Annotated in this window: 17 protein-coding genes and 2 pseudogenes; 10 read left to right on the top strand and 9 right to left on the bottom strand. The window is 71.0% G+C overall.

The genetic code is table 11. From position 1 onward, the window contains the following. Window positions 1-32: 32 nt before the first annotated feature. Together AB0878_RS13430 and AB0878_RS13425 are read right to left on the bottom strand one after the other, a co-directional pair. Entirely contained in the window at window positions 33-533 is a 501-nt protein-coding gene (locus AB0878_RS13430) for a DUF3830 family protein (protein ID WP_364050084.1), read from the bottom strand. A 3-nt stretch (window positions 534-536) separates the two neighbouring features. Further along, window positions 537-1,796 carry an aminotransferase class III-fold pyridoxal phosphate-dependent enzyme gene (locus tag AB0878_RS13425; RefSeq protein ID WP_366579549.1) on the bottom strand — a complete coding sequence of 420 codons (1,260 nt, stop codon included), beginning with the start codon at window positions 1,794-1,796 and terminating at the stop codon, window positions 537-539. A gap of 111 nt (window positions 1,797-1,907) precedes the next feature. On the opposite strand from AB0878_RS13425, the gene AB0878_RS13420 reads away from it, so the two are divergent. The 3 genes from AB0878_RS13420 (at window position 1,908) to AB0878_RS13410 (ending at window position 4,981) form a co-directional block, all read left to right on the top strand. After that, window positions 1,908-3,371, top strand: a complete 1,464-nt coding sequence (locus AB0878_RS13420; protein ID WP_366579547.1) for an NAD-dependent succinate-semialdehyde dehydrogenase — start codon at window positions 1,908-1,910, stop codon at window positions 3,369-3,371. Then, window positions 3,368-4,426: a tartrate dehydrogenase gene (locus tag AB0878_RS13415; protein WP_366579545.1), complete on the top strand. Its 1,059-nt coding sequence runs from the start codon at window positions 3,368-3,370 to the stop codon at window positions 4,424-4,426. The genes AB0878_RS13420 and AB0878_RS13415 overlap by 4 nt, the downstream gene beginning before the upstream one ends. A gap of 84 nt (window positions 4,427-4,510) precedes the next feature. Next, window positions 4,511-4,981, top strand: coding sequence for a DUF4262 domain-containing protein (locus AB0878_RS13410; RefSeq protein ID WP_366579543.1), 471 nt, complete (start codon window positions 4,511-4,513; stop codon window positions 4,979-4,981). A 289-nt stretch (window positions 4,982-5,270) separates the two neighbouring features. On the opposite strand, the gene AB0878_RS13405 is transcribed toward AB0878_RS13410, so the two are convergent. From AB0878_RS13405 to AB0878_RS13395, 3 genes are read right to left on the bottom strand one after another with little or no spacing between them, the layout of a single operon-like run. Further along, window positions 5,271-5,966 (bottom strand): GntR family transcriptional regulator, encoded by a 696-nt coding sequence (locus AB0878_RS13405; protein ID WP_366579541.1) that lies wholly within the window; start codon window positions 5,964-5,966, stop codon window positions 5,271-5,273. Between the two features lie 3 nt (window positions 5,967-5,969). Next, window positions 5,970-6,704, bottom strand: a complete 735-nt coding sequence (locus AB0878_RS13400) for a maleate cis-trans isomerase (RefSeq protein ID WP_366579539.1) — start codon at window positions 6,702-6,704, stop codon at window positions 5,970-5,972. A gap of 46 nt (window positions 6,705-6,750) precedes the next feature. Continuing rightward, window positions 6,751-7,491 (bottom strand): Asp/Glu/hydantoin racemase, encoded by a 741-nt coding sequence (locus AB0878_RS13395; protein WP_366579537.1) that lies wholly within the window; start codon window positions 7,489-7,491, stop codon window positions 6,751-6,753. Window positions 7,492-7,594: 103 nt separating this feature from the next. On the opposite strand from AB0878_RS13395, the gene AB0878_RS13390 reads away from it, so the two are divergent. From AB0878_RS13390 to AB0878_RS13380, 3 genes are all read left to right on the top strand, one after another. Next, window positions 7,595-8,587, top strand: a complete 993-nt coding sequence (locus tag AB0878_RS13390; protein WP_366579536.1) for a D-2-hydroxyacid dehydrogenase — start codon at window positions 7,595-7,597, stop codon at window positions 8,585-8,587. Next, window positions 8,584-9,966, top strand: coding sequence for an amidase (locus AB0878_RS13385; RefSeq protein WP_366579534.1), 1,383 nt, complete (start codon window positions 8,584-8,586; stop codon window positions 9,964-9,966). The genes AB0878_RS13390 and AB0878_RS13385 overlap by 4 nt, the downstream gene beginning before the upstream one ends. Before the next feature lie 62 nt (window positions 9,967-10,028). Next, window positions 10,029-10,289 (top strand): hypothetical protein, encoded by a 261-nt coding sequence (locus tag AB0878_RS13380; protein ID WP_366579532.1) that lies wholly within the window; start codon window positions 10,029-10,031, stop codon window positions 10,287-10,289. A 430-nt stretch (window positions 10,290-10,719) separates the two neighbouring features. Here the strand turns inward: AB0878_RS13380 and AB0878_RS13375 are convergent, their stop codons facing one another. Continuing rightward, window positions 10,720-11,427, bottom strand: a complete 708-nt coding sequence (locus AB0878_RS13375; protein WP_366579530.1) for a helix-turn-helix transcriptional regulator — start codon at window positions 11,425-11,427, stop codon at window positions 10,720-10,722. 65 nt (window positions 11,428-11,492) lie between these two features. On the opposite strand from AB0878_RS13375, the gene AB0878_RS13370 reads away from it, so the two are divergent. Beyond that, window positions 11,493-11,963 carry a MaoC family dehydratase gene (locus AB0878_RS13370; protein ID WP_366579528.1) on the top strand — a complete coding sequence of 157 codons (471 nt, stop codon included), beginning with the start codon at window positions 11,493-11,495 and terminating at the stop codon, window positions 11,961-11,963. A 16-nt stretch (window positions 11,964-11,979) separates the two neighbouring features. Here the strand turns inward: AB0878_RS13370 and AB0878_RS13365 are convergent, their stop codons facing one another. Both AB0878_RS13365 and AB0878_RS13360 read right to left on the bottom strand, forming a co-directional pair. Beyond that, complete coding sequence (locus tag AB0878_RS13365; protein ID WP_366579980.1) at window positions 11,980-12,540, bottom strand: MFS transporter; 561 nt, start codon at window positions 12,538-12,540, stop codon at window positions 11,980-11,982. 121 nt (window positions 12,541-12,661) lie between these two features. Then, window positions 12,662-13,204 (bottom strand): annotated as a pseudogene (locus AB0878_RS13360) (MFS transporter); the annotation flags it as partial. 112 nt (window positions 13,205-13,316) lie between these two features. Here AB0878_RS13360 and AB0878_RS13355 point away from each other — a divergent pair. Continuing rightward, on the top strand, window positions 13,317-14,291 hold the full coding sequence (locus AB0878_RS13355; protein ID WP_366579526.1) for an aldo/keto reductase: 975 nt from the start codon (window positions 13,317-13,319) through the stop codon (window positions 14,289-14,291). 3 nt (window positions 14,292-14,294) lie between these two features. Here the strand turns inward: AB0878_RS13355 and AB0878_RS13350 are convergent, their stop codons facing one another. Next, the gene (locus tag AB0878_RS13350; protein WP_366579524.1) at window positions 14,295-15,671 is read right to left on the bottom strand and encodes a wax ester/triacylglycerol synthase family O-acyltransferase; all 1,377 of its coding nucleotides are present in this window, start codon (window positions 15,669-15,671) and stop codon (window positions 14,295-14,297) included. Window positions 15,672-15,833: 162 nt separating this feature from the next. On the opposite strand from AB0878_RS13350, the gene AB0878_RS13345 reads away from it, so the two are divergent. Beyond that, complete coding sequence (locus AB0878_RS13345; RefSeq protein ID WP_366579522.1) at window positions 15,834-17,465, top strand: thiamine pyrophosphate-binding protein; 1,632 nt, start codon at window positions 15,834-15,836, stop codon at window positions 17,463-17,465. Beyond that, window positions 17,465-18,130, top strand: a pseudogene (locus tag AB0878_RS13340) (hydantoinase/oxoprolinase N-terminal domain-containing protein); the annotation flags it as partial. The gene AB0878_RS13345 and the pseudogene AB0878_RS13340, both read left to right, overlap by 1 nt. Window positions 18,131-18,144: the final 14 nt, after the last annotated feature.

The raw sequence follows: 18,144 nt of genomic DNA, 5'->3' as shown, positions 1-18,144 counted from the left end.
GACACCGGACGCGGAGGCCTCCGCCGGCGGGGCTACTCGGCGCGCGCGTACGTGAGCGTCTCGCCTTCGACGCCGCGCAGCCACAGGTCCTGCGCGGCCGCCGCCATCTCGGCGAGGCCCTCTTCGATCGTGGCGAACACGTTGCCCGGCACCCAGCCGGCGTCGCCGTTGATCAGGAGGTTGTTGCGCCCGTAGAAGATCGCGAGGTCCGTGGCGCCCTGGTCGCCGTGGGCCTCGCTGTCGTCGTCGTAGCCGTACGCGGGGTTGCCGATCTCCCACGCCTCGAACCCGAAGTACACGACGTCGCCCGGGATCGGCGTGATGGTCGGGTTTTCGCGGCCCGGCTTGGGGTTCGCGAAGGGCGGCACGAGCGTGTAGACCTCGTTGCGCGCGTACTTCGCGTGGTAGGCCGAGCCGCTCTGCGGCAGCGCGTCCCACACGGCCTGGCAGGTGCGCGGCGCCTCGGCGTCGAGCAGCCGCGCGCGGCAGGAGACGCCGCGCTTGTCGAGCGTGATCGTGATGTAGCGCGCCATTGCTCAGCTCCCCGCGGTGACGGAGGCGACCACGTCGCCCCAGATCTTCAGTGCGTCGTCGACCTGCTCGGCGTTCACGACGAGCGGCGGAACCATGCGGACCACGTTCGAGTAGGCGCCGCAGGTGAGCAGCAGCAGGCCGCTCTTCGACGCAAGCTGCTGGGCGGCCGCGGCCGTCGCGCCGTCGGGCTCGCCGTCGGCGGTGGTGAACTCGGTGCCCACGAGCAGGCCGAGGCCGCGGACGTCGCCGATCACCGGCGTCTTGTCCGCGATCAGCCGCGCGCCTTCGAGCAGCTGACGGCCGCGGTCGGCGGCGTTCTCCACCAGCTTCTCGTCGCGGATCACGTCGAGCGTCGCGATCGCCGCCGCGCACGACACCGCGTTGCCCCCGTACGTGCCGCCCTGCGAACCCGGGTACGCCTTCGCCATCAGCTCCTGCGAAGCGGCGATGCCGGACAGGGGGAAGCCGCTGGCGAGGCCCTTCGCGATGAGGACGACGTCGGGCGTGATGCCGAAGTGGTCGTGGCCCCAGAACTTGCCGGTGCGGCCGAAGCCGGCCTGCACCTCGTCGACCACGAGCACGATGCCGTGGCGGTCGGCGCGCTCGCGCAGGCCGGCCATGAACTCGCTGTTGGCCGGCACGTAGCCGCCCTCGCCGAGCACCGGCTCGACGAAGAACGCGGCGGTCTCGCTCGGCGCGGAGACGGTCTGGAACAGGTAGTCGAGCTCGCGCAATGCGAACTTCGTGGCGGTCTGCTCGTCCCAGCCGTAGTGGAAGGCGTAGGGGAACGGCGCCACGTGCACGCCGCCCATCAGCGGGCCGATGCCGGTGCTGAACCGGGTGCCCGACGTGGTCATGGTGGCCGCCGCGACCGTGCGGCCGTGGAATCCGCCCTGGAACACGATCACGTTGGGGCGCTTGGTCGCCTGGCGCGCGAGGCGCAGTGCGGCTTCGACGGCTTCGCTGCCGGAGTTGGCGTAGAACAGCGAGTCGAGACCCGTCGGCAGCACCTCGCCGAGGCGCTTCGTGAGCTCCAGCAACGGCTTGTGCATCACGGTCGTGTACTGCCCGTGGATGAGCTTGCCGATCTGGTCGCGCGCGGCCTCGACGACGCGCGGGTGGCAGTGGCCGGTACTGGTCACGCCGATCCCCGCGGTGAAGTCGAGGTGACGTTTCCCGTCGACGTCGTAGAGGTACACCCCTTCACCGTGGTCGACCACGACGGGAGTTGCCTGCTTGAGCAGCGGGGAAAGCTCGGCCATGCGGCGCTCCTGGTTCTTGGTGTGAGGTTGCTTGGGAAAGCACGGTAGCGGTTGTCGATTGTTGACAATATCCATAGCATGGCCTCGGGACAACACGGAGGAGCAAGCTGGATGAGCGCGATCACTGAAGCCGGCGTCGTCGGCGCGGTCGACAAGGAACTCTTCATCGGCGGCAAGTGGGTGCCCGCGAAGAGCGGGAAGACCTTCGAGGTGCAGGACCCGTCCACCGGCACCGCCCTGTGCGAGGTGGCCGACGCGGGCGCCGAGGACGGCATGGCGGCCCTCGACGCGGCCGTCGCCGCGCAGGCCGGCTGGGCCGCCGTCGCGCCCCGTGAACGAGGTGAAATTCTTCGCCGGGCCTACGACAAGCTGATCGAGCGCCGTGACGAGCTGGCGCTGCTGATGACCCTCGAGATGGGCAAGCCGCTGGCCGAGGCCGCCGGCGAGATCACCTACGCCGCCGAGTTCTTCCGCTGGTTCGCCGAGGAAGCCGTGCGCATCGACGGCGGGTACGCGACGGCGCCCAACGGCGCCGGCCGCTTCCTGATCACCAAGCAGCCCGTGGGTCCGACGCTGCTGATCACGCCGTGGAACTTCCCGATGGCGATGGGCACGCGCAAGATCGGCCCGGCCGTGGCCGCCGGCTGCACGATGGTGATCAAGCCGGCCGCGCAGACGCCGCTGTCGATGCTCGCGCTGGCGTCGATCCTGGCCGAGGCGGGGCTGCCCGAGGGCGTGCTGAACGTCGTCACGACCACCGACGCGGGTGGCGTGATGGAGCCGCTGATCCGCGACGGACGCGCGCGCAAGCTGTCGTTCACCGGGTCCACCGCGGTGGGGCGCAAGCTGCTGGAGCAGTGCGCGGAGAAGGTGCTGCGCACGTCGATGGAGCTGGGTGGCAACGCGCCGTTCCTGGTCTTCGACGACGCGGACCTCGACGCCGCCGTCGAAGGTGCGATGCAGGCGAAGATGCGCAACATCGGCGAAGCGTGCACGGCGGCCAACCGTTTCTACGTGCAGCGTGGCGTGGCCGAAGAGTTCTCCCGGCGGCTGACCGAGCGCATGCAGGCGCTGGCGATGGGCCGCGGCACCGAGGAGGGCGTGGTCGTCGGCCCGCTGATCGACGAAGCCGCCGTGAACAAGGTGACCGCGCTGGTCAAGGACGCCACCGACCGCGGCGCGCGGGTGCTCACCGGCGGCGCGACCGTGGACGGGCCCGGCCACTTCTACCAGGCCACGGTGCTCACGGACGTGCCGGTCGACGCGCGGATGGCGTCGGAGGAGATCTTCGGGCCGGTCGCGCCGATCACCTCGTTCGACACCGAGGACGAGGCGGTCGCGAAGGCCAACGACACCGAGTACGGCCTGGTGTCGTACGTGTTCACGAACGACGTGAAGCGGGCGCTGCGCGTGTCGGAGCGTCTCGAGGCCGGGATGATCGGGCTGAACCAGGGCATCGTGTCGAACCCGGCGGCGCCGTTCGGCGGCATCAAGCAGTCGGGCCTCGGGCGTGAGGGCGGCACGGTCGGCATCGAGGAGTTCCTCGAGACCAAGTACATCGCGGTGGGCCTGTGAGCGAGTACCGCATCGCGAGCATCCCGGGCGACGGGATCGGCGTCGACGTCACGGTCGAGGCGCGCAAGGTCCTGGACGCGGCCGCTGCTCGGCACGGCTTTTCCTTGCGGTGGACCGAGTTCGACTGGAGCTGCGAGCGCTACACGCAGACCGGCTCGATGATGCCGGACGACGGCGTGGCGCAGCTGGCGGCGTTCGACGGCATCCTGCTGGGTGCCGTCGGGTTCCCTGGCGTACCGGACCACATTTCCTTGTGGGGCTTGCTGATCCCGCTGCGGCGCGCGTTCCAGCAGTACGTGAACCTGCGGCCGGTGCGGCTGCTGCCGGGCACCACATCGGTGCTTTCGGGGCGGACGGCCGAAGAGCTGGAGATGGTGATCGTCCGCGAGAACTCTGAAGGCGAGTACTCGGCGATCGGCGGACGGCACAACTCCGGGCGGCCCGACGAGTTCGTGCTGCAGGAATCCGTGTTCACGCGGGTCGGGGTGGAGCGGATCATCCGGTACGCGTTCGAGCTGGCGCGTACGCGTTCTTCTCGCGTGACGTCGGCGACGAAATCCAACGGGCTGATCCACTCGATGCCGTTCTGGGACGAGATCTTCGCCGAGGTCGCGGCGAAGTACCCGGATGTCGAAAGTGGACAGATGCACGTGGACGCGTTGGCAGCGCGCATGGTTCAGGCGCCCGACCGGCTCGACGTCGTCGTCGGGTCGAACCTCTTCGGCGACATCCTGAGTGACCTGGCGGCCGCCGTCACGGGCGGACTGGGCATGGCACCGTCCGGAAACATCAACCCATCGGGTGAGTTTCCGTCGATGTTCGAAGCGGTCCACGGGAGCGCTCCGGACATCGCCGGGCAGGGCATCGCCAACCCGGTGGCCCAGATCCTGGCGGGCGCGATGCTGCTCGAACACCTGGGCGAAACCGTTGCCGCGCAAGCGATCCGCACGTCCGTCGACGAGGTGCTCACGGCCGGCGCCGAGCTCACCCCCGACCTCGGCGGCACCGCTACCACAACTCGCCTCGGCACGGCGGTGGCCGAAGCGCTCCGCTGATTTTTCGTCGGTGCTCCCCGCTTCACTACTCCTCGACCGACCGGCTCCCGCCGGACCGGTTTCGTCGAGCGAGGGGGAGCACCGATGTGCGAGCAGTGCGAGAACGGGAGAAGACCCGGGGCGAGTTACCTGGCGGAGGTCCTGGAACGGATCCAGGAGTACGGCTGGTGCGTCCAGGGCGTGCTGGGGGCGGGTCCCCGGCCGCCCTGGGCCTACACCGTCGGCCTGACGGCCCACGGGCTGCCGGAGCTGGTGGTCACCGGCCTGCCGCCGCACCCGTCCATCCTGCTGCTCGGCGCCGCCGCCGAACGCTCCTTCGACTCCGGCCCACCGCGGCCCGGCGAGATCTTTTCCTTGCGGGGCATGCCTTCCGTCGAGGTCGTCGCCCTCACGTCACCGTCGGCGCACCTGTCGGTCGCGGTTTCCCTGTACGGCCACGACATCCGCGCGCTCCAGCTCGTCCACGCCGACGAAGCCGGCCGCTTCCCGTGGTCCCCGTCCTACCGCGACGGCCTCGGCGGCCAGCCGGTGCTGGGGACGCGGTCCGATGACTGAGCGAGGATGGCCGCGTCTTCGCGCCGGGCGATTGTGCGGCATGGCAAGAGAATCGGGCTCCGGCAACCGCCGTCGGCGGATCACGGGCGTTCGCGCTGCCGTGGCGGCCGTGCCCCTCAGCCGGTCCGGCGGCTGCCGGTCGAAGGCTCGGCGGGCGTGGCGCCGTCTTGGCCGCGGACTGTCGGGTGCGGCTGTCCGCCGCTCTCGGTTTCTCCTTGCGGCGGCGGGTGAATCCCGGCAACGCGGCGTGCGGCGGCCCGTGAGCCGGGCTGCCGCACGCGGCTCGCGGTCAGGCCGGAGCCGGTGCTTCGCCTTCCTTCAGGCTCGTCCCCGGCACCAGCCGGCCGATCGCGTCGTCCATGTGGGCGTCCAGCAGGTGCAGGGCCGCGTCCGCGTCGCCGGTGCGCAGGGCGTCGATGATGCGCGTGTGCTCGTCCACGCGGTCTTCCACGCCCTGGTAGGTGCTTTGCAGCAGCGTCAGGCACATGCGCGTCTCGATGAGGAGGGTGCGGGCCATGCGCACGAGGCGTTTGCTGCCGGAGGCGTTGATGAGGGCCTCGTGGAAGGCGAGGTCGGCGGCCGACAGCGCGGCGGGGTCGTCGTCGTTCGCGGCGGTGGCCATGTCGGCCACGAACTGCTCCAGGGAGGCCGCGATGAGCTCGCGGTCGCCGCGCAGGGCGCACAGGAGGGCGGCGCGTTCGACGGCCGAGCGGGCGAGGTAGATGTCGAACACGTCGCTCGGTTCGAGGTCGATCACGAACAGGCCGCGGTGGCGCTCGCTGCGGAGCAGGCCTTCGGAGACGAGGTGTTGCATCGCCTCGCGCAGCGGGCCGCGCGAGACCTGGAAGCGGGAGGCGAGGTCGGTCTCGCCGAGCTGGGTGCCGGGAGGCAGCGCGCCGGTCATGATCGCGTCGCGCAGCTGGCGCGCGATCACCGCGGCGGTCGACTCCCGGCTGACCGGTTCGATGTCGGGCAGGACGACCACGGCTCAGCTCCTCACCCGGAACAACGCGCCCAGCGAACGCACCAGGCGCGTGGTGCCGGTGAGCCGCAGGCCTTCCCAGATCGTCACCTGGTTCGCGGTGAGCACGGGCTTGCCCAGCGCCGTCTCGATGGTGTTGATCTCGCCCAGTGTGCGCATCGCGGTGTCCGGCACGAGCACGGCGTCGGCCTCGGGCTGGTCGTTCTCCACGGCCAGGCGCACCACGGCTTCGGGCTCCAGGCGGCCGACCTCGGCGGCGGTGTCGATGCCCGCGCTCGCCATCGTGAGCACCTCGACGCCGCCGGCGGCGAGGAAGTCCACGAACAGGCGCGCCACGTCGTCGGGGTAGCTCGCGGCCACCGCGACCCGCTTCACGCCGAGGGCCTGCGCCGCGTGCACGAAGGCGAACGACGTGCTCGATGCCGGGACCCCGGCCACCGCGGCGAGGCGGTCGGCCTGGTCGCGCGCCCCGTCCCAGCCGTACACGAAGCTGCCGGACGTGCAGGCCCAGATCACCGCGTCGGGCTCGTGCTTGGCGAGCAGAGTGGCACCGTCGGCGAGCCGGGCCTCGCTGCCGAGGTCGAGCAGCTCGGGCACGGCGTGCAGGTCGGTGCCGTAGATGTGCTCGACCGGCAGCCGGATGTCGCCTTCGTCGGCGTCCGATCCGCCGAGCAGCTGCTCGGCGAGCGGGTAGTCGTCCTCGGCCGCATGGTCGGGGTAGATGAAGCCGATCGTGGTCACGAAACCTCCGGGATGAGCAGATTGTCGACAATCTTAGTCAGATGCGTCAAGAGACCTCCCGCAGCCACTTGCCGGGGCCGACGATCGGCAGGTGCATGCGGCGCAGGCACGCCCACATGGTCAGCTGGTTGGCCGTGAGCACGGGCTTGCCCAGCGCGGTCTCGAGGGGCTCGATCAAGTCGAACGTGGGGAGGTTGGTGCAGCTGACGAAGATCGCTTCGGCGTCGCTGTGATCGGCGGCGAGGATGCGCTCGGCGATGGTGCGGTAGCTGACCTTCCAGATGCCGCCGCCCAGGCCGAGGTGGTCGCTGGACACGGTGGTCACGCCGAGCTCGGCGAGGAAGTCGTGGAGCTTGCCGGTGAGGTCGGCGTCGTAGGGGGTGAGCACCGAGATCCGGTGCAGGTCGAGTTGCTGCAGCACCTCGGCCAGCGCCCCCGAGGTCGTCACGGCGTCGGGCGCGCCCGCGTCGCAGATCGCCTTGGTGAGGGAACGCTCGTAGTCGATGCCGTTGACGAAGCTGCCCGACGTGCAGAGGTAGGCGACCACCTCCGGCTCGACGTGAAGCACGTCGCGGGTCGCGGCCGCGAGGTGGCGGCTGTCGCTCACGAGCTGCGCCATCTCCATGCTCACGGGCACGGGCTCGTACGGCGTGCGGGCGAGGTGGAGGGAGACCTCCATCGGCACCCAACGCCAGAGTTCGCGTTCGAGGGCGAGGTCGAACGGCGCGATCACGCCGATGCCGCGCTGTGCGAGCGGGCCCTCGAACGCGAGGAAGTCAAGATCCAAGGCTCAGCCTCCGGAATACGCCTGTGCAGATGACACGTCCGGTGCTCCGGGGGTCGTTCCTCGGATTGTTGACAATCATACGAGCCACTTTTACGGTGTCAATGTGATCGCCTCGGAATTTCCCGTGCTGGCGGTGCTGTGCGGGTCGGCTCCACCACCGGACATGGCCGCTATCGAAGAGGCGGCGGTGGTTCGTTACACCGACGCGCGAGGACTACCCGAAGCGCTTACCGGAGCCCAGGGGCTGTTCGTCTACGATTTCCTCTCCACGGCCGTGCCCGGCGCGTGGCACGCGGCCGGCGACCTGCGCTGGTTGCACATCGCGAGCGCGGGCGTCGACCCGGTGCTGTTCCCGGGGCTGGTCGAGAGCGATGTCGTGCTCACGAACTCGCGGGGCGTCTTCGACGACGCCATCGCGGAGTACGTGCTGGGCGTGGTTCTGGCCTTCGCCAAGGACTTCGCGCGATCGCTGGACCTGCAGCGCGCCGGCACGTGGCAGCACCGCGAGACCGAACGCGTCACCGGCAAAGAGGTGCTCGTGGTCGGCACCGGGCCCATCGGCCGCTCGATCGCACGGCTGCTGCGCGCGGCCGGCCTGCGCGTGTCCGGGGCCGGGCGGCGTCCGCGCACGGGCGACCCCGACTTCGGCACGGTGCACGACTCCGCCGAGCTCACGAAGCACTTGCCGGTGTTCGACTACGTCGTGGCCGTCGCACCGCTGACCGAGCAGACGAAGGGCATGTTCGACGCGGAAGCGTTCGCGGCGATGAAGCCGTCGGCGCGGTTCGTGAACGTCGGGCGCGGCGAGCTGGTGGTCACGTCCGACCTGGTGGCGGCGTTGCGCGGCGGGCAGATCGCGGGCGCGGCCCTCGACGTGTTCGACACCGAGCCGCTGCCGGGCGACAGTCCACTCTGGACAATGCCGGACGTGCTGCTGTCGCCGCACATGTCGGGGGACTTCCTCGGCTGGCGCAGCACCCTGGTAGAGGTGTTCACGGCGAACTTCCGCCGCTGGGTGGCCGGGGAGCCGTTGCGCAACGTCGTGGACAAACGGCTCGGTTACGTGCCGTCGGAATCTCAGGGAGCAGCCGGATGAGCCACCGGGAACTGACCGCCAGCGAATTGGTCGCCGCCTACGCCACCGGGGAGCTTTCGCCGGTGGAGGCGACCGAGGACGCGCTGCAGGCCATCGAAGAACGCGACGGCGAGCTCAACGCCTACTGCCTGGTCGACGCCGACCGCGCGCTGGAACAGGCGAAGGCCGCCGAGATCCGCTGGCGCGACGGCAACCCGATCGGCTGGCTCGACGGCGTGCCCTCGTCGATCAAGGACATGTTCCTCACCGCCGGCTGGCCCACGCGGCGCGGTTCCACGAGCATCCCGGCCGAGGGGCCGTGGGACGTCGACAGCCCCGTGATGGCGCGGATGCGCGAGGCCGGCCTGGTGGTGCTGGGCAAGACGACCACGCCCGAGATCGCGTGGAAGGGCGTGACCGACAGCGCGCTCGCCGGCATCACGCGCAACCCCGTCGACCCGTCGAAGACCGCGGGCGGCTCCAGCGGTGGCAGCGCGGCGGCCGTCGCGGCGGACATGGGTGCGATCTCGGTCGGCACCGACGGCGGTGGCTCGGTGCGGATCCCCGCGTCGTTCTGCGGGATCGTCGGTCTGAAGCCGACCCACGGGCGGATTCCGTTGTACCCCGCGAGCCCGTTCGGCCCGCTGTCGCACGCCGGCCCGATGGCGCGCAGCGTCGACGACACCGCGCTGCTGCTCGACGTGATCGCCACGTCCGACCCGCGCGACCCGGCCGCGCTGGCGCCGCCCGTCAGCACCTACCGCGAGGCCGTGCGGCGTGACGTGCGCGGGCTGATCGCGGCGTTCTCGCCGACGCTCGGCTACGTGGACGTCGACCCGGAGGTCGCGGCGATCGTCGCGGCGGCCGTGAAGGCGCTGGACGACGCGGGGTTGCAGATCGAGGAGGCGGACCCGGGGTTCGAGGACCCGAAGCCGTCGTTCGACATCCTGTGGTCCACCGGCGCGGCGAAGATGCTGGACTCGTTCCCGCCGGGCAGCGAGGACCGCGTCGACCCCGGGCTGCGCCGCGTGTGGGAGCAGGGCAAGACCTACAGCGCGAGCGACTACCTCGACGCCACCGCGGCCCGCGCGGCGCTCGGCATCCTGATGGGCGAGTTCCACACGCGCTACGACGTGCTGATCACCCCGACCATCCCGATCCCGCCGTTCGAGGCCGGGCACGACGTGCCGCCGGGCAGCGGGCTGAGCGAGTGGCCGGAGTGGACGCCGTTCACCTACCCGTTCAACATGACGCAGCAGCCGGCGATCAGTGTCCCGGCCGGACGGACGTCGGCCGGATTGCCGGTGGGGCTGCAGATCGTGGGCCCGCGGCACTCCGACGACCTCGTGCTGGCCGTCGCGAAGCTGCTCGAAGAGGTGCGGCCCTGGGTGGTGCGCTGACCCGACGCACGTTGGGGTGAACTCCGGCCGCGAGCGCCGGAAACTGTGCCAGGGTCTGGCGCGTGCATTCCACGGGCTGGCGATACGAGCAGGCGATCGCCACTGTCGACATGACCGGTCAACCCACCCGCGTGATCGTGGGCCTCATCGAACGCGACGACCGTCTCTCGGCCGCCCTCCGCATCGAGGACGGCCCGACCGCACTGGTGCCGCTCGAAACGGGCGGCGAGCTGCTCAAGGCGCTGCGCCAGACCCTCGAGAGCTGGTGGAAGCTCGACGGCCACCGCGACGTCGCGCCCGAGCCGCGCTCGCCCGGGCTCTGACCACCGGTTACGCGGGCGACCGGAAACACTCATTACCGGAAGCGCACTACCGAAAGTGCTGACCACCGGAAGCGTCCACTGCCGGAAGTGCTCGCTACCGCAAGGGCTCGCCACCGGAGCCGCCGGCTATCGGAAGCGCTGGCGACCGGGGATGCTCACGACCGGAAACGTTCGCCGGCGGACGCGCCCACTGCCGGAAGCGCTCGCTACCGGGGTCGTTGGTCACGGAAGCGTCGACCGGCGGAAGTGCCCACTGCCGGATGCGCCGGCGCCCGGAAACGCCGGCTAGCGGAAGTGCCCACTGCCGGAAACGCCGGCTAGCGGAAGTGCCCACTGCCGGAAACGTTCGCTAGTGGAAGTGCCCACTGTCGGAAACGTTCGCCAGCGGAAGGGCCCACTGTCGGAGACGCCGGCGACCGGAAGCCGCTGGCTACCGGAAGCTCTGACCGGCGGACGCGCCGGCGACCGGAAATGCCAGCCGGGCCAAGCGGTCGCGGCCGGTCGGGGTGAGGCGCAGGGCTCGGCCGGCCGGGCGGCGGCGGACCCAGCCCGCGTCGAGGAGGCCGGTCAGCAGCGCGGCGCCGAGCGCGCCGGCGAGGTGGACGCGGCCCTGGGACCAGTCGAGGCAGGCGCGGACGGCTGGAGCCGCGGTGACGCCGGTGATCCCGAGTGCGGTGAGCAACGGATGGTCGAAGGTGCGCACGGCGTCGGTCTCGCCGGGGCCGAGGGTGTCAACAACGCCGTCGGCTTGCAGGCGGGCCGCGATGGTGACGCCGAGCCGGCCGCCGAGGTGGCCGTAGCAGACGCGGGCCTCGAGCAGCTCGCCCGTCGGCGGGTCCGGCTGCAGGTTCGCGGGCAGCCGCGGAGGCGCGAGCGCGGCGAGGGCCTCCACGAGCTGGGCGACCTCCGGCCCGGCGAGCCGGTGCAGCCGCTGCCGGCCGGACTCCGTCACGTGCACCAGGCCCGCCTCGCACAGCCTGCGCAAGTGCGCGCTCGCCGTGGACGGGGCGATGCCCGCGACCGTCGCGAGGACGCGCGCGGTGTGGGCGTCACCGTCCATGAGCTGCAGCAGCATCGCCGCGCGCGCCGGTTCGCCGATCGCCTGCGCGACGGTCGCGATGTCCGGTCCGGCTGTCATCGGCCGAGGCTAGCCCGCTGACTGTTCGCTGCGGAGCGAACAATGGGTGTGGCAGGCTGCGAGCCATGACCGAGTTCACGACGCCGATCGACGACCGCTGGTTCGAGGACTACCCGCAAGGCGCGGTGTACGAGTTCGGCGAAGCGGTGGTGACCGCGGAAGAGATCGTCGAGTACGCGCGGCGCTTCGACCCGCAGAGCTTCCACACCGACCCGGCGGCGGCCGAGCACGGTCCGTTCGGCGGCCTCGTCGCCAGCGGCTGGCACACGGCGGGCGTGATGATGCGGATGTTCGTGGACCACTTCCTGTCCTCGGTGTCCAGCCTCGGCAGCCCCGGCATGGACGACGTGCGCTGGCCGCGCCCCGTCCGCCCCGGCGACAAGCTCCACGTGCGCGCCACCATCGAGGAAGCGCGCCTGTCGAAGTCCAAGCCGGACCGCGGCCTGCTCCGCACGCACATCGAACTCTTCAACGCCGACGACGAGGTCGTGATGAGCGCCCACGCCATCAACTTCATGGCAGTGCGCCCGAAATAGCCGGTTCACGGCGGATTCAGGCGGCCGGCAGCGCGACCGGTTTGTGCCGCACCAACCCGCGCACCTGGCGGCTGGACAACGCGAGCAGCGTCGCCACCACGATCAGTACGCCGCAGCCCAGCAACACGGGCTCGCGGCCGAGGTGCTCGACCAGCGGTCCCGCCGCGATCTGGCCGATGGGCATGGCCGCGAGGGACCCCAGCATGTCGTAGGAGTACACGCGGGCGAGGCGGTCGGAGGGGATGTTCTCCTGCAGGGCCACGTCCCAGACGACGCTGAACTGCTCCATCGCCAGACCGGCCAGGACCATGGCCGCGAGCAGGGGGATCAGCGCCGGCCAGAGGCCCAGGCTGAGCACCGGCAGCGCCTCCGCCGTCACCAGCAGGACGCCGACGAACATCGCGCGCCGGGGTTGCCAGCGGGCGGCGATGAGGCCGCCGAGCATGGAGCCGGCCGTCTGGACCGCGAGCGCGAGGCCCCAGCCGGTGCGGCCGAAGGTGTCGTCGGCGACGACCGGGCCGATCACGACGAGCGTGCCGAGGCCGGCCGCGTTGACGAAGGCGAACTGCACCACCACGATCCACACCCACGCCCGAGAACGGAACTCGTGCCAGCCGGCGATGAGGTCGGGCGATGGGGTGGCCCGCGGCGATGCGGGCGCCGCGCGGGAGACGGATGCCGCGGTAGGCGAAGGCGGCCGCGAAGAAGAGAAGCGCGTTCACCGCGACCGCCCAGCCCGAGCCGGCCACGGCGACCACGATTCCCGCGGCGCCAGCGCCGGCGACGCGGCCGGTGTTGGTGAGCAGGCGGATCAGGGCGTTGGCTTGGCTCAGCTGGTCGCGCGAAACGGTCTGCGGCGTGATGGCCGCCGCGGCCGGCAGCGAGATCGCGGCCACCGCGCCGTTCACCGCGCTGAGCCCGACCAGGAACGGGATCGACGCGAATCCACAAAGGACACTCACTGCGAGCACACCCTGCGTGACACCGGCAGCCACCTCGGTGCCCTGCATGATCACCGAGCGTGGCAGCCGGTCCGCCAGCACGCCGCCGAACAGCAGCAACGCGATGTTCGCGACCGAGCGCACCCCCACCACGAGCCCGAGGTCGACGGCCGAACCGGTGAGGTCGAGCACGGCGAATGCGAGCGCGACCGGGGCGACGGCGTTGGCGAAGGTGGCGAGGGTCCGTCCGGTGGCGAGCGCGCGGAAACTGCGGCCGCGCAAGGGCTCGAGGAGGCTCACGGTGAGCCACTATCCGATCATCGGGACATTCGGCACAACTCGATATCCGCTGGCCGGGACGCACGCCACAGGTGTGGTGCGTGGCCGTGGCCCGTGTGCTCTCCTGAGGATCATGCGTACGACGATTCTGGGCAGGAGCGGCCTCGAAGTGTCGAGGATCGCCTTCGGCACGTGGCAGCTCGGCGGGCAGTGGGGTTCCTTCGACGAGGACACGGCGATCGCGGCCGTTCGGCACGCGCGCGAGCTCGGCGTGACCCTCTTCGACACCGCGCAGGCCTACGGCGGCGGCGCGGCCGAGCAGCTCCTCGGCAAGGCCCTGCGCAGCGAGCTGGACCACGACCGCGACAGCGTCGTCATCGCGACCAAGGGCGGCACGAAACCGCGCGCCGAACGGGCCCGCGACTCCCGCCGCGAGTGGCTCACACAGGGTGTGGACAACAGCCTGCGCCTGCTCGGCGTCGACCACCTCGACCTCTACCAGATCCACTGGCCCGACCCCGAGACGCCGGCGGCGGAGGTCGCGGCGACGCTGCAGGAGTTCGTCGACGCGGGCAAGGTCCGCCACGTCGGCGTCTCGAACTACAACGCCGCCCAGCTCGCGGCCTTCGACGAGACGCGCCCGGTGGAGACACTGCAGCCGCCGTACCACCTGTTCCGCCGCGGCATCGAGACCGATCCGCTGCCGTACGCGCGGGAACACGACATCGGCGTCCTCGCCTACAGCCCGCTCGGCAGCGGCCTGCTCACCGGCACCTTCACGGCCGACTCCGTCTTCGACGAGTCCGACTGGCGCTCGAAATCCTCGGCGTTCCAAGGGGAAAACCTGCGGCACAACCTGCAGATCGTCGACGAGCTCGCCAAGTTCGCCGCCGAACGGGGCGCGTCGGTCAGCCAGCTCGCGATCGCGTGGACGCTCGCCCAGCCCGGCGTCCACGTCGCCATCGTCGGCGCGCGCAAACCGCGCAACATCGAGGCCAGCGCGGCCGCCGCCGACCTCGATCTGACGCCCGGAGACCTCGCCGAGATCGAGCGCATCACCGCCGGCGCCATCCAGGTCGGCGGTGCCAGCCCGGAGGGCATCGCGTAAGTCCTACTTGACCCCCGTCGCGCCTTCCAGCTCGGCCAGCGCCGTGTCCAGGTGCGTGAGGATCCGCTGCAGGTGCGGCACGCTGCGCCGGCAACCGGTGATGCCGAAGTCGAGGTTGTCGCCGTTGCTGGTCAGCGTGATGTTCAGCGCCTGGCCGTCGAGCAGCACCGACGCCGGGTAGATGCCGTCGAGCGAAGCTCCGTTCCAGTACATCTGCTTGCGCGGGCCCGGGACGTTGGAGATCACCAGGTTGAACGGCGGGCGCGTGTTGTTCACGACGCCCGGGATCGGCGACGCGCCCAGCTGCGCCACGTTGACGCCCGAGAGCAGCAGCGTCTGCAGCGGCGTGAGCTCCGAGAAGAGCTTCTTGCCGTTGGTCATCGACGTGTGGATCGCCGAAAGCCGCAGCGCCGGGTCGGACAGGTCGGTGCCGAGGTTGCACAGCAGCGCGCCGATGTTGTTGCCGCTGGCCTCGCCCGCGTCGGCCTTGCGGCGCAGCGACACGGGCACCATCGCGATCAGCGGCGCGTCGGGCAGGGCGCTCTGCTCGATGAGGTAGTCGCGCAGCGCGCCGGAGCACATGGCGAGCACCACGTCGTTGCGCGAGACGCCGGCGGCGGTCGCCACCGCGCGCACGCGGTCGAGCGACCACGACTGCGCGGCGAACCGGCGCGCACCGCCGATGGGCACGTTCAGCATCGTCTTCGGTGCCTGCATCGGCAGCGTGAGCGTGTGCTCGCGGAACGCTTCCCGCGCCACCTTGGCCGCGGCCGGCGCGATGCCCGCGACCTGGTCGAACGTCTTGCCCGCGAGGTTGAACAACGACGGCTGCGCGTGGCCGTTGCCGTTGCCGTCGGTCCCGTTCTGCCGGCTGCCCCACGGCGGCGGGCAGTCGAGGTCGTTCGGGTCGTCGGACAGCGTGCCCTGCAGGTGGCGCAGCGCGGAGACGCCGTCCATCAGCGAGTGGTGGATCTTCGAGTACATCGCGAACCGGCCGTCCTGCAGGCCCTCGATGAGGTGGATCTCCCACAACGGCCGGTGCCGGTCGAGCAGCGTGCTGTGCCAGCGGGAGGTGACCTCCAGCAGCTCGCGGATGCGGCCCGGCTGCGGCAGCGCGGAGTGTCGGAAGTGGTAGTCGAGCTCGAGCTCCGCGTCGGCGGTCCAGCGCACGTACCCGGCGGTGTTCACGGGCCGGCTCGGGCGGCGCCGGAAGACGCTGCGCATGTTGTCGGTCGCAAGCATCTTCTGGCGAAGATCGCTGAGGTAGTTGCCGTCCGCGGTCTCCGGTTTGCGGAACAGCTGCAGGCCGCCGACGTGCATGGGGTGTTCGCGGGTCTCGACCATCAGGAACATCGAGTCGGTCACGGGCATCAACGGCATTTTCCGACCACCTTCCGCCACGCCGGGGGCATCGGCGCACCCCGGAGCCCGAGTCTACGCACGATGGGCTCTTTCTTGCCCATTACCGCGTAACCGCTGGTGACAAACGGTGTCCGGTGACGACTGTGCGGTGCTTTCCCCGCGGTGGATACAGTGGCAGCCGTGGCAGGACGGACTGGTGCTCAGCATCTGGGCGACGCGCTGAAGGCACTCGGGACCGAAGTCGTGTTCGGGCTTCCCGGTGTGCACAACCTGCCGCTGTGGGAGGCGTTGGCGGAAACGGGAATCCGGATCATCGGTGTCCGGCACGAACAGACCGCCGGGTATGCGGCCGACGGTTATGCCCGCGCCACGGGAAAACTCGGCGTCGCGCTCGTGACGACCGGGCCCGGCGCGGCCAACACGCTCGGCGCCGTGGGCGAGGCGATGGCCTCGGCCGCGCCGGTGCTCGTGGTCGCCACCGACATCCCGTCCACGCTCAAGCGCCCCGGCGTGGTGCGCGGTGTCCTGCACGAAACGTCCGATCAGCAGGCGATGTTCGCGCCCGTGACCAAGGCCGGCTTCACCGTCCACCGCGCCGACCAGATCGGCACCACCGTCCACCGCGCGGCGCGCCTGGCGCTGATGCCGCAGACCGGCCCGGTGTACCTCGGTATCCCGACGGACTACCTGCGGGAGACCACGGAGGCGAGCGGACCGCCGAAGCCGCTGGCCGAGCGGGTGCTCGACCTGCCGGACCTGGCGCGTGCCGCCGATCTCCTGTCCGGCGCCCGGCGTCCGTTGATCTGGGCCGGCGGCGGCGCGTTGCGGGCGGAGGCGGGCGAGGCCATCGGCAAACTCGCCGAACGGCTGGCCGCCCCGGTGGTCACCACGTTCGCCGCGCGCGGGCTGCTGCCGCTCGATCACCCTTGCCTGGCCCCGAATCCGGTGCACGCGCCGGAGGTCGGCGAGCTGTGGGACGAGGCCGACGTGGTGCTCGCCATCGGCACCGACTTCGACGGCCTGATGACGCAGAACTGGCTGATGCCCGCGCCGCCCAAGCTGATCGCGGTGAACGTGGACGCCTTCGATGCGGCGAAGAACTACAAACCGGACATCACGTTGGTGGGTGACGCCCGCCGCGTCGTCGAGTCACTGCGCCCGGCCAGCCGGCCGGGCCTGGACGAGCTGACCGTGCGGCTGGCGTCCATCGGCCGCCGCGTGCGCCAGCGCATCCGCACCGAAGAACCGCAGGCAGCCGACTTCCTGTCCACTTTGGAGGAAGTGCTGCCGGAACCCTCGATGCTGGTCACCGACATGTGCGTGGCCGGCTACTGGATCGGCGGTTTCCACCGCGTGCGCGCACCGCGCAAGCTGGCGTACCCGATGGGCTGGGGCACGCTCGGCTACGGATTCCCCGCGTCGCTCGGCGCCGCCGCAACCGGTTCCGGGCGCGTGGTGTGCGTGACCGGCGACGGCGGTTTCCTCTACGCGGTGGGCGATCTCGCGACGCTCGCGGAGGAGCAGCTGCCCGTGACGGTCGTGGTCGTCGACGACGGCGGCTACGGCATGCTGCGCTACGACCAGGACCAGGAAGGCCTGCCGCACCGCGGGGTCGACTGGGACAGCCCGGACTTCGTCGGCCTGGCGCGGTCGTTCGGGGTGCACGCCGACCGCGTGTCCGGGTTCGGGCGCGCGTTCCGCCGGCTGCTGGGCGAGTTCATCGAGTCGGACGAGCCCAACGTGCTCGTGGTGCGGGCGAAGCTGAAGCCGCCGGTGAACACCTCGCCCCGGTGGCCGCGGAAACCGCGCTGATGACGGGCCTGCGGGTCGGCGTCGACATCGGTGGCACGTTCACGGACCTGTGCGTGCTCGGCGAATCCGGGGTCGTCGCGGTCGGGAAGGTGCTGACCACCCAACGCGAGCCGGCGCTCGCGGTCGCCGAGGGCCTGGCGGAGGTGTTCGCGCGCGCCGGGCTGGACTTCGGCGACGTCGAGCAGCTCGTGCACGGCACCACGCTCGTCACCAACGCGCTGATCGAACGCAAGGGCGCGCGCACGGCGTTGCTCGCCACAGCGGGGTTCCGCGACGTGCTCGAGATGCGCCGCGAACACCGCTACGAGCTCTACGACCTGCGCCTCGAGCTGCCCGAGCCGCTGGTGCCGCGATACCTGCGCTTCGACGTGCCGGAGCGGGTCCTGGCCGATGGGACCGTCCACACGGGACTGGACGAGGAGTACGTCGCACGGCTGGGCCGTGAGCTCGACGCCCGGGGGATCGACGCCGTCGCCGTGTGTTTCCTGCACTCCTTCACCAACCCCGCGCACGAGCGGCGCGCGGCCGAGGTGCTGGCGCGCGTGGCGCCGCGGTTGCGGGTGGCGCTGTCGTCCGAAGTGGTGCCGGAGATACGGGAGTTCGAACGGACGTCGACCACCGTCGCGAACGTCTACGTGCAGGACCTCGCCGAGCGGTACCTGAGGTCAACGCCGATCTG

It is taken from the genome of Amycolatopsis sp. NPDC047767, assembly GCF_040704195.1.
Classification (GTDB): domain Bacteria; phylum Actinomycetota; class Actinomycetes; order Mycobacteriales; family Pseudonocardiaceae; genus Amycolatopsis.
Note: the sequence above shows the minus strand (reverse complement) of the source record. Positions and strands in the feature narration are given on the sequence as shown.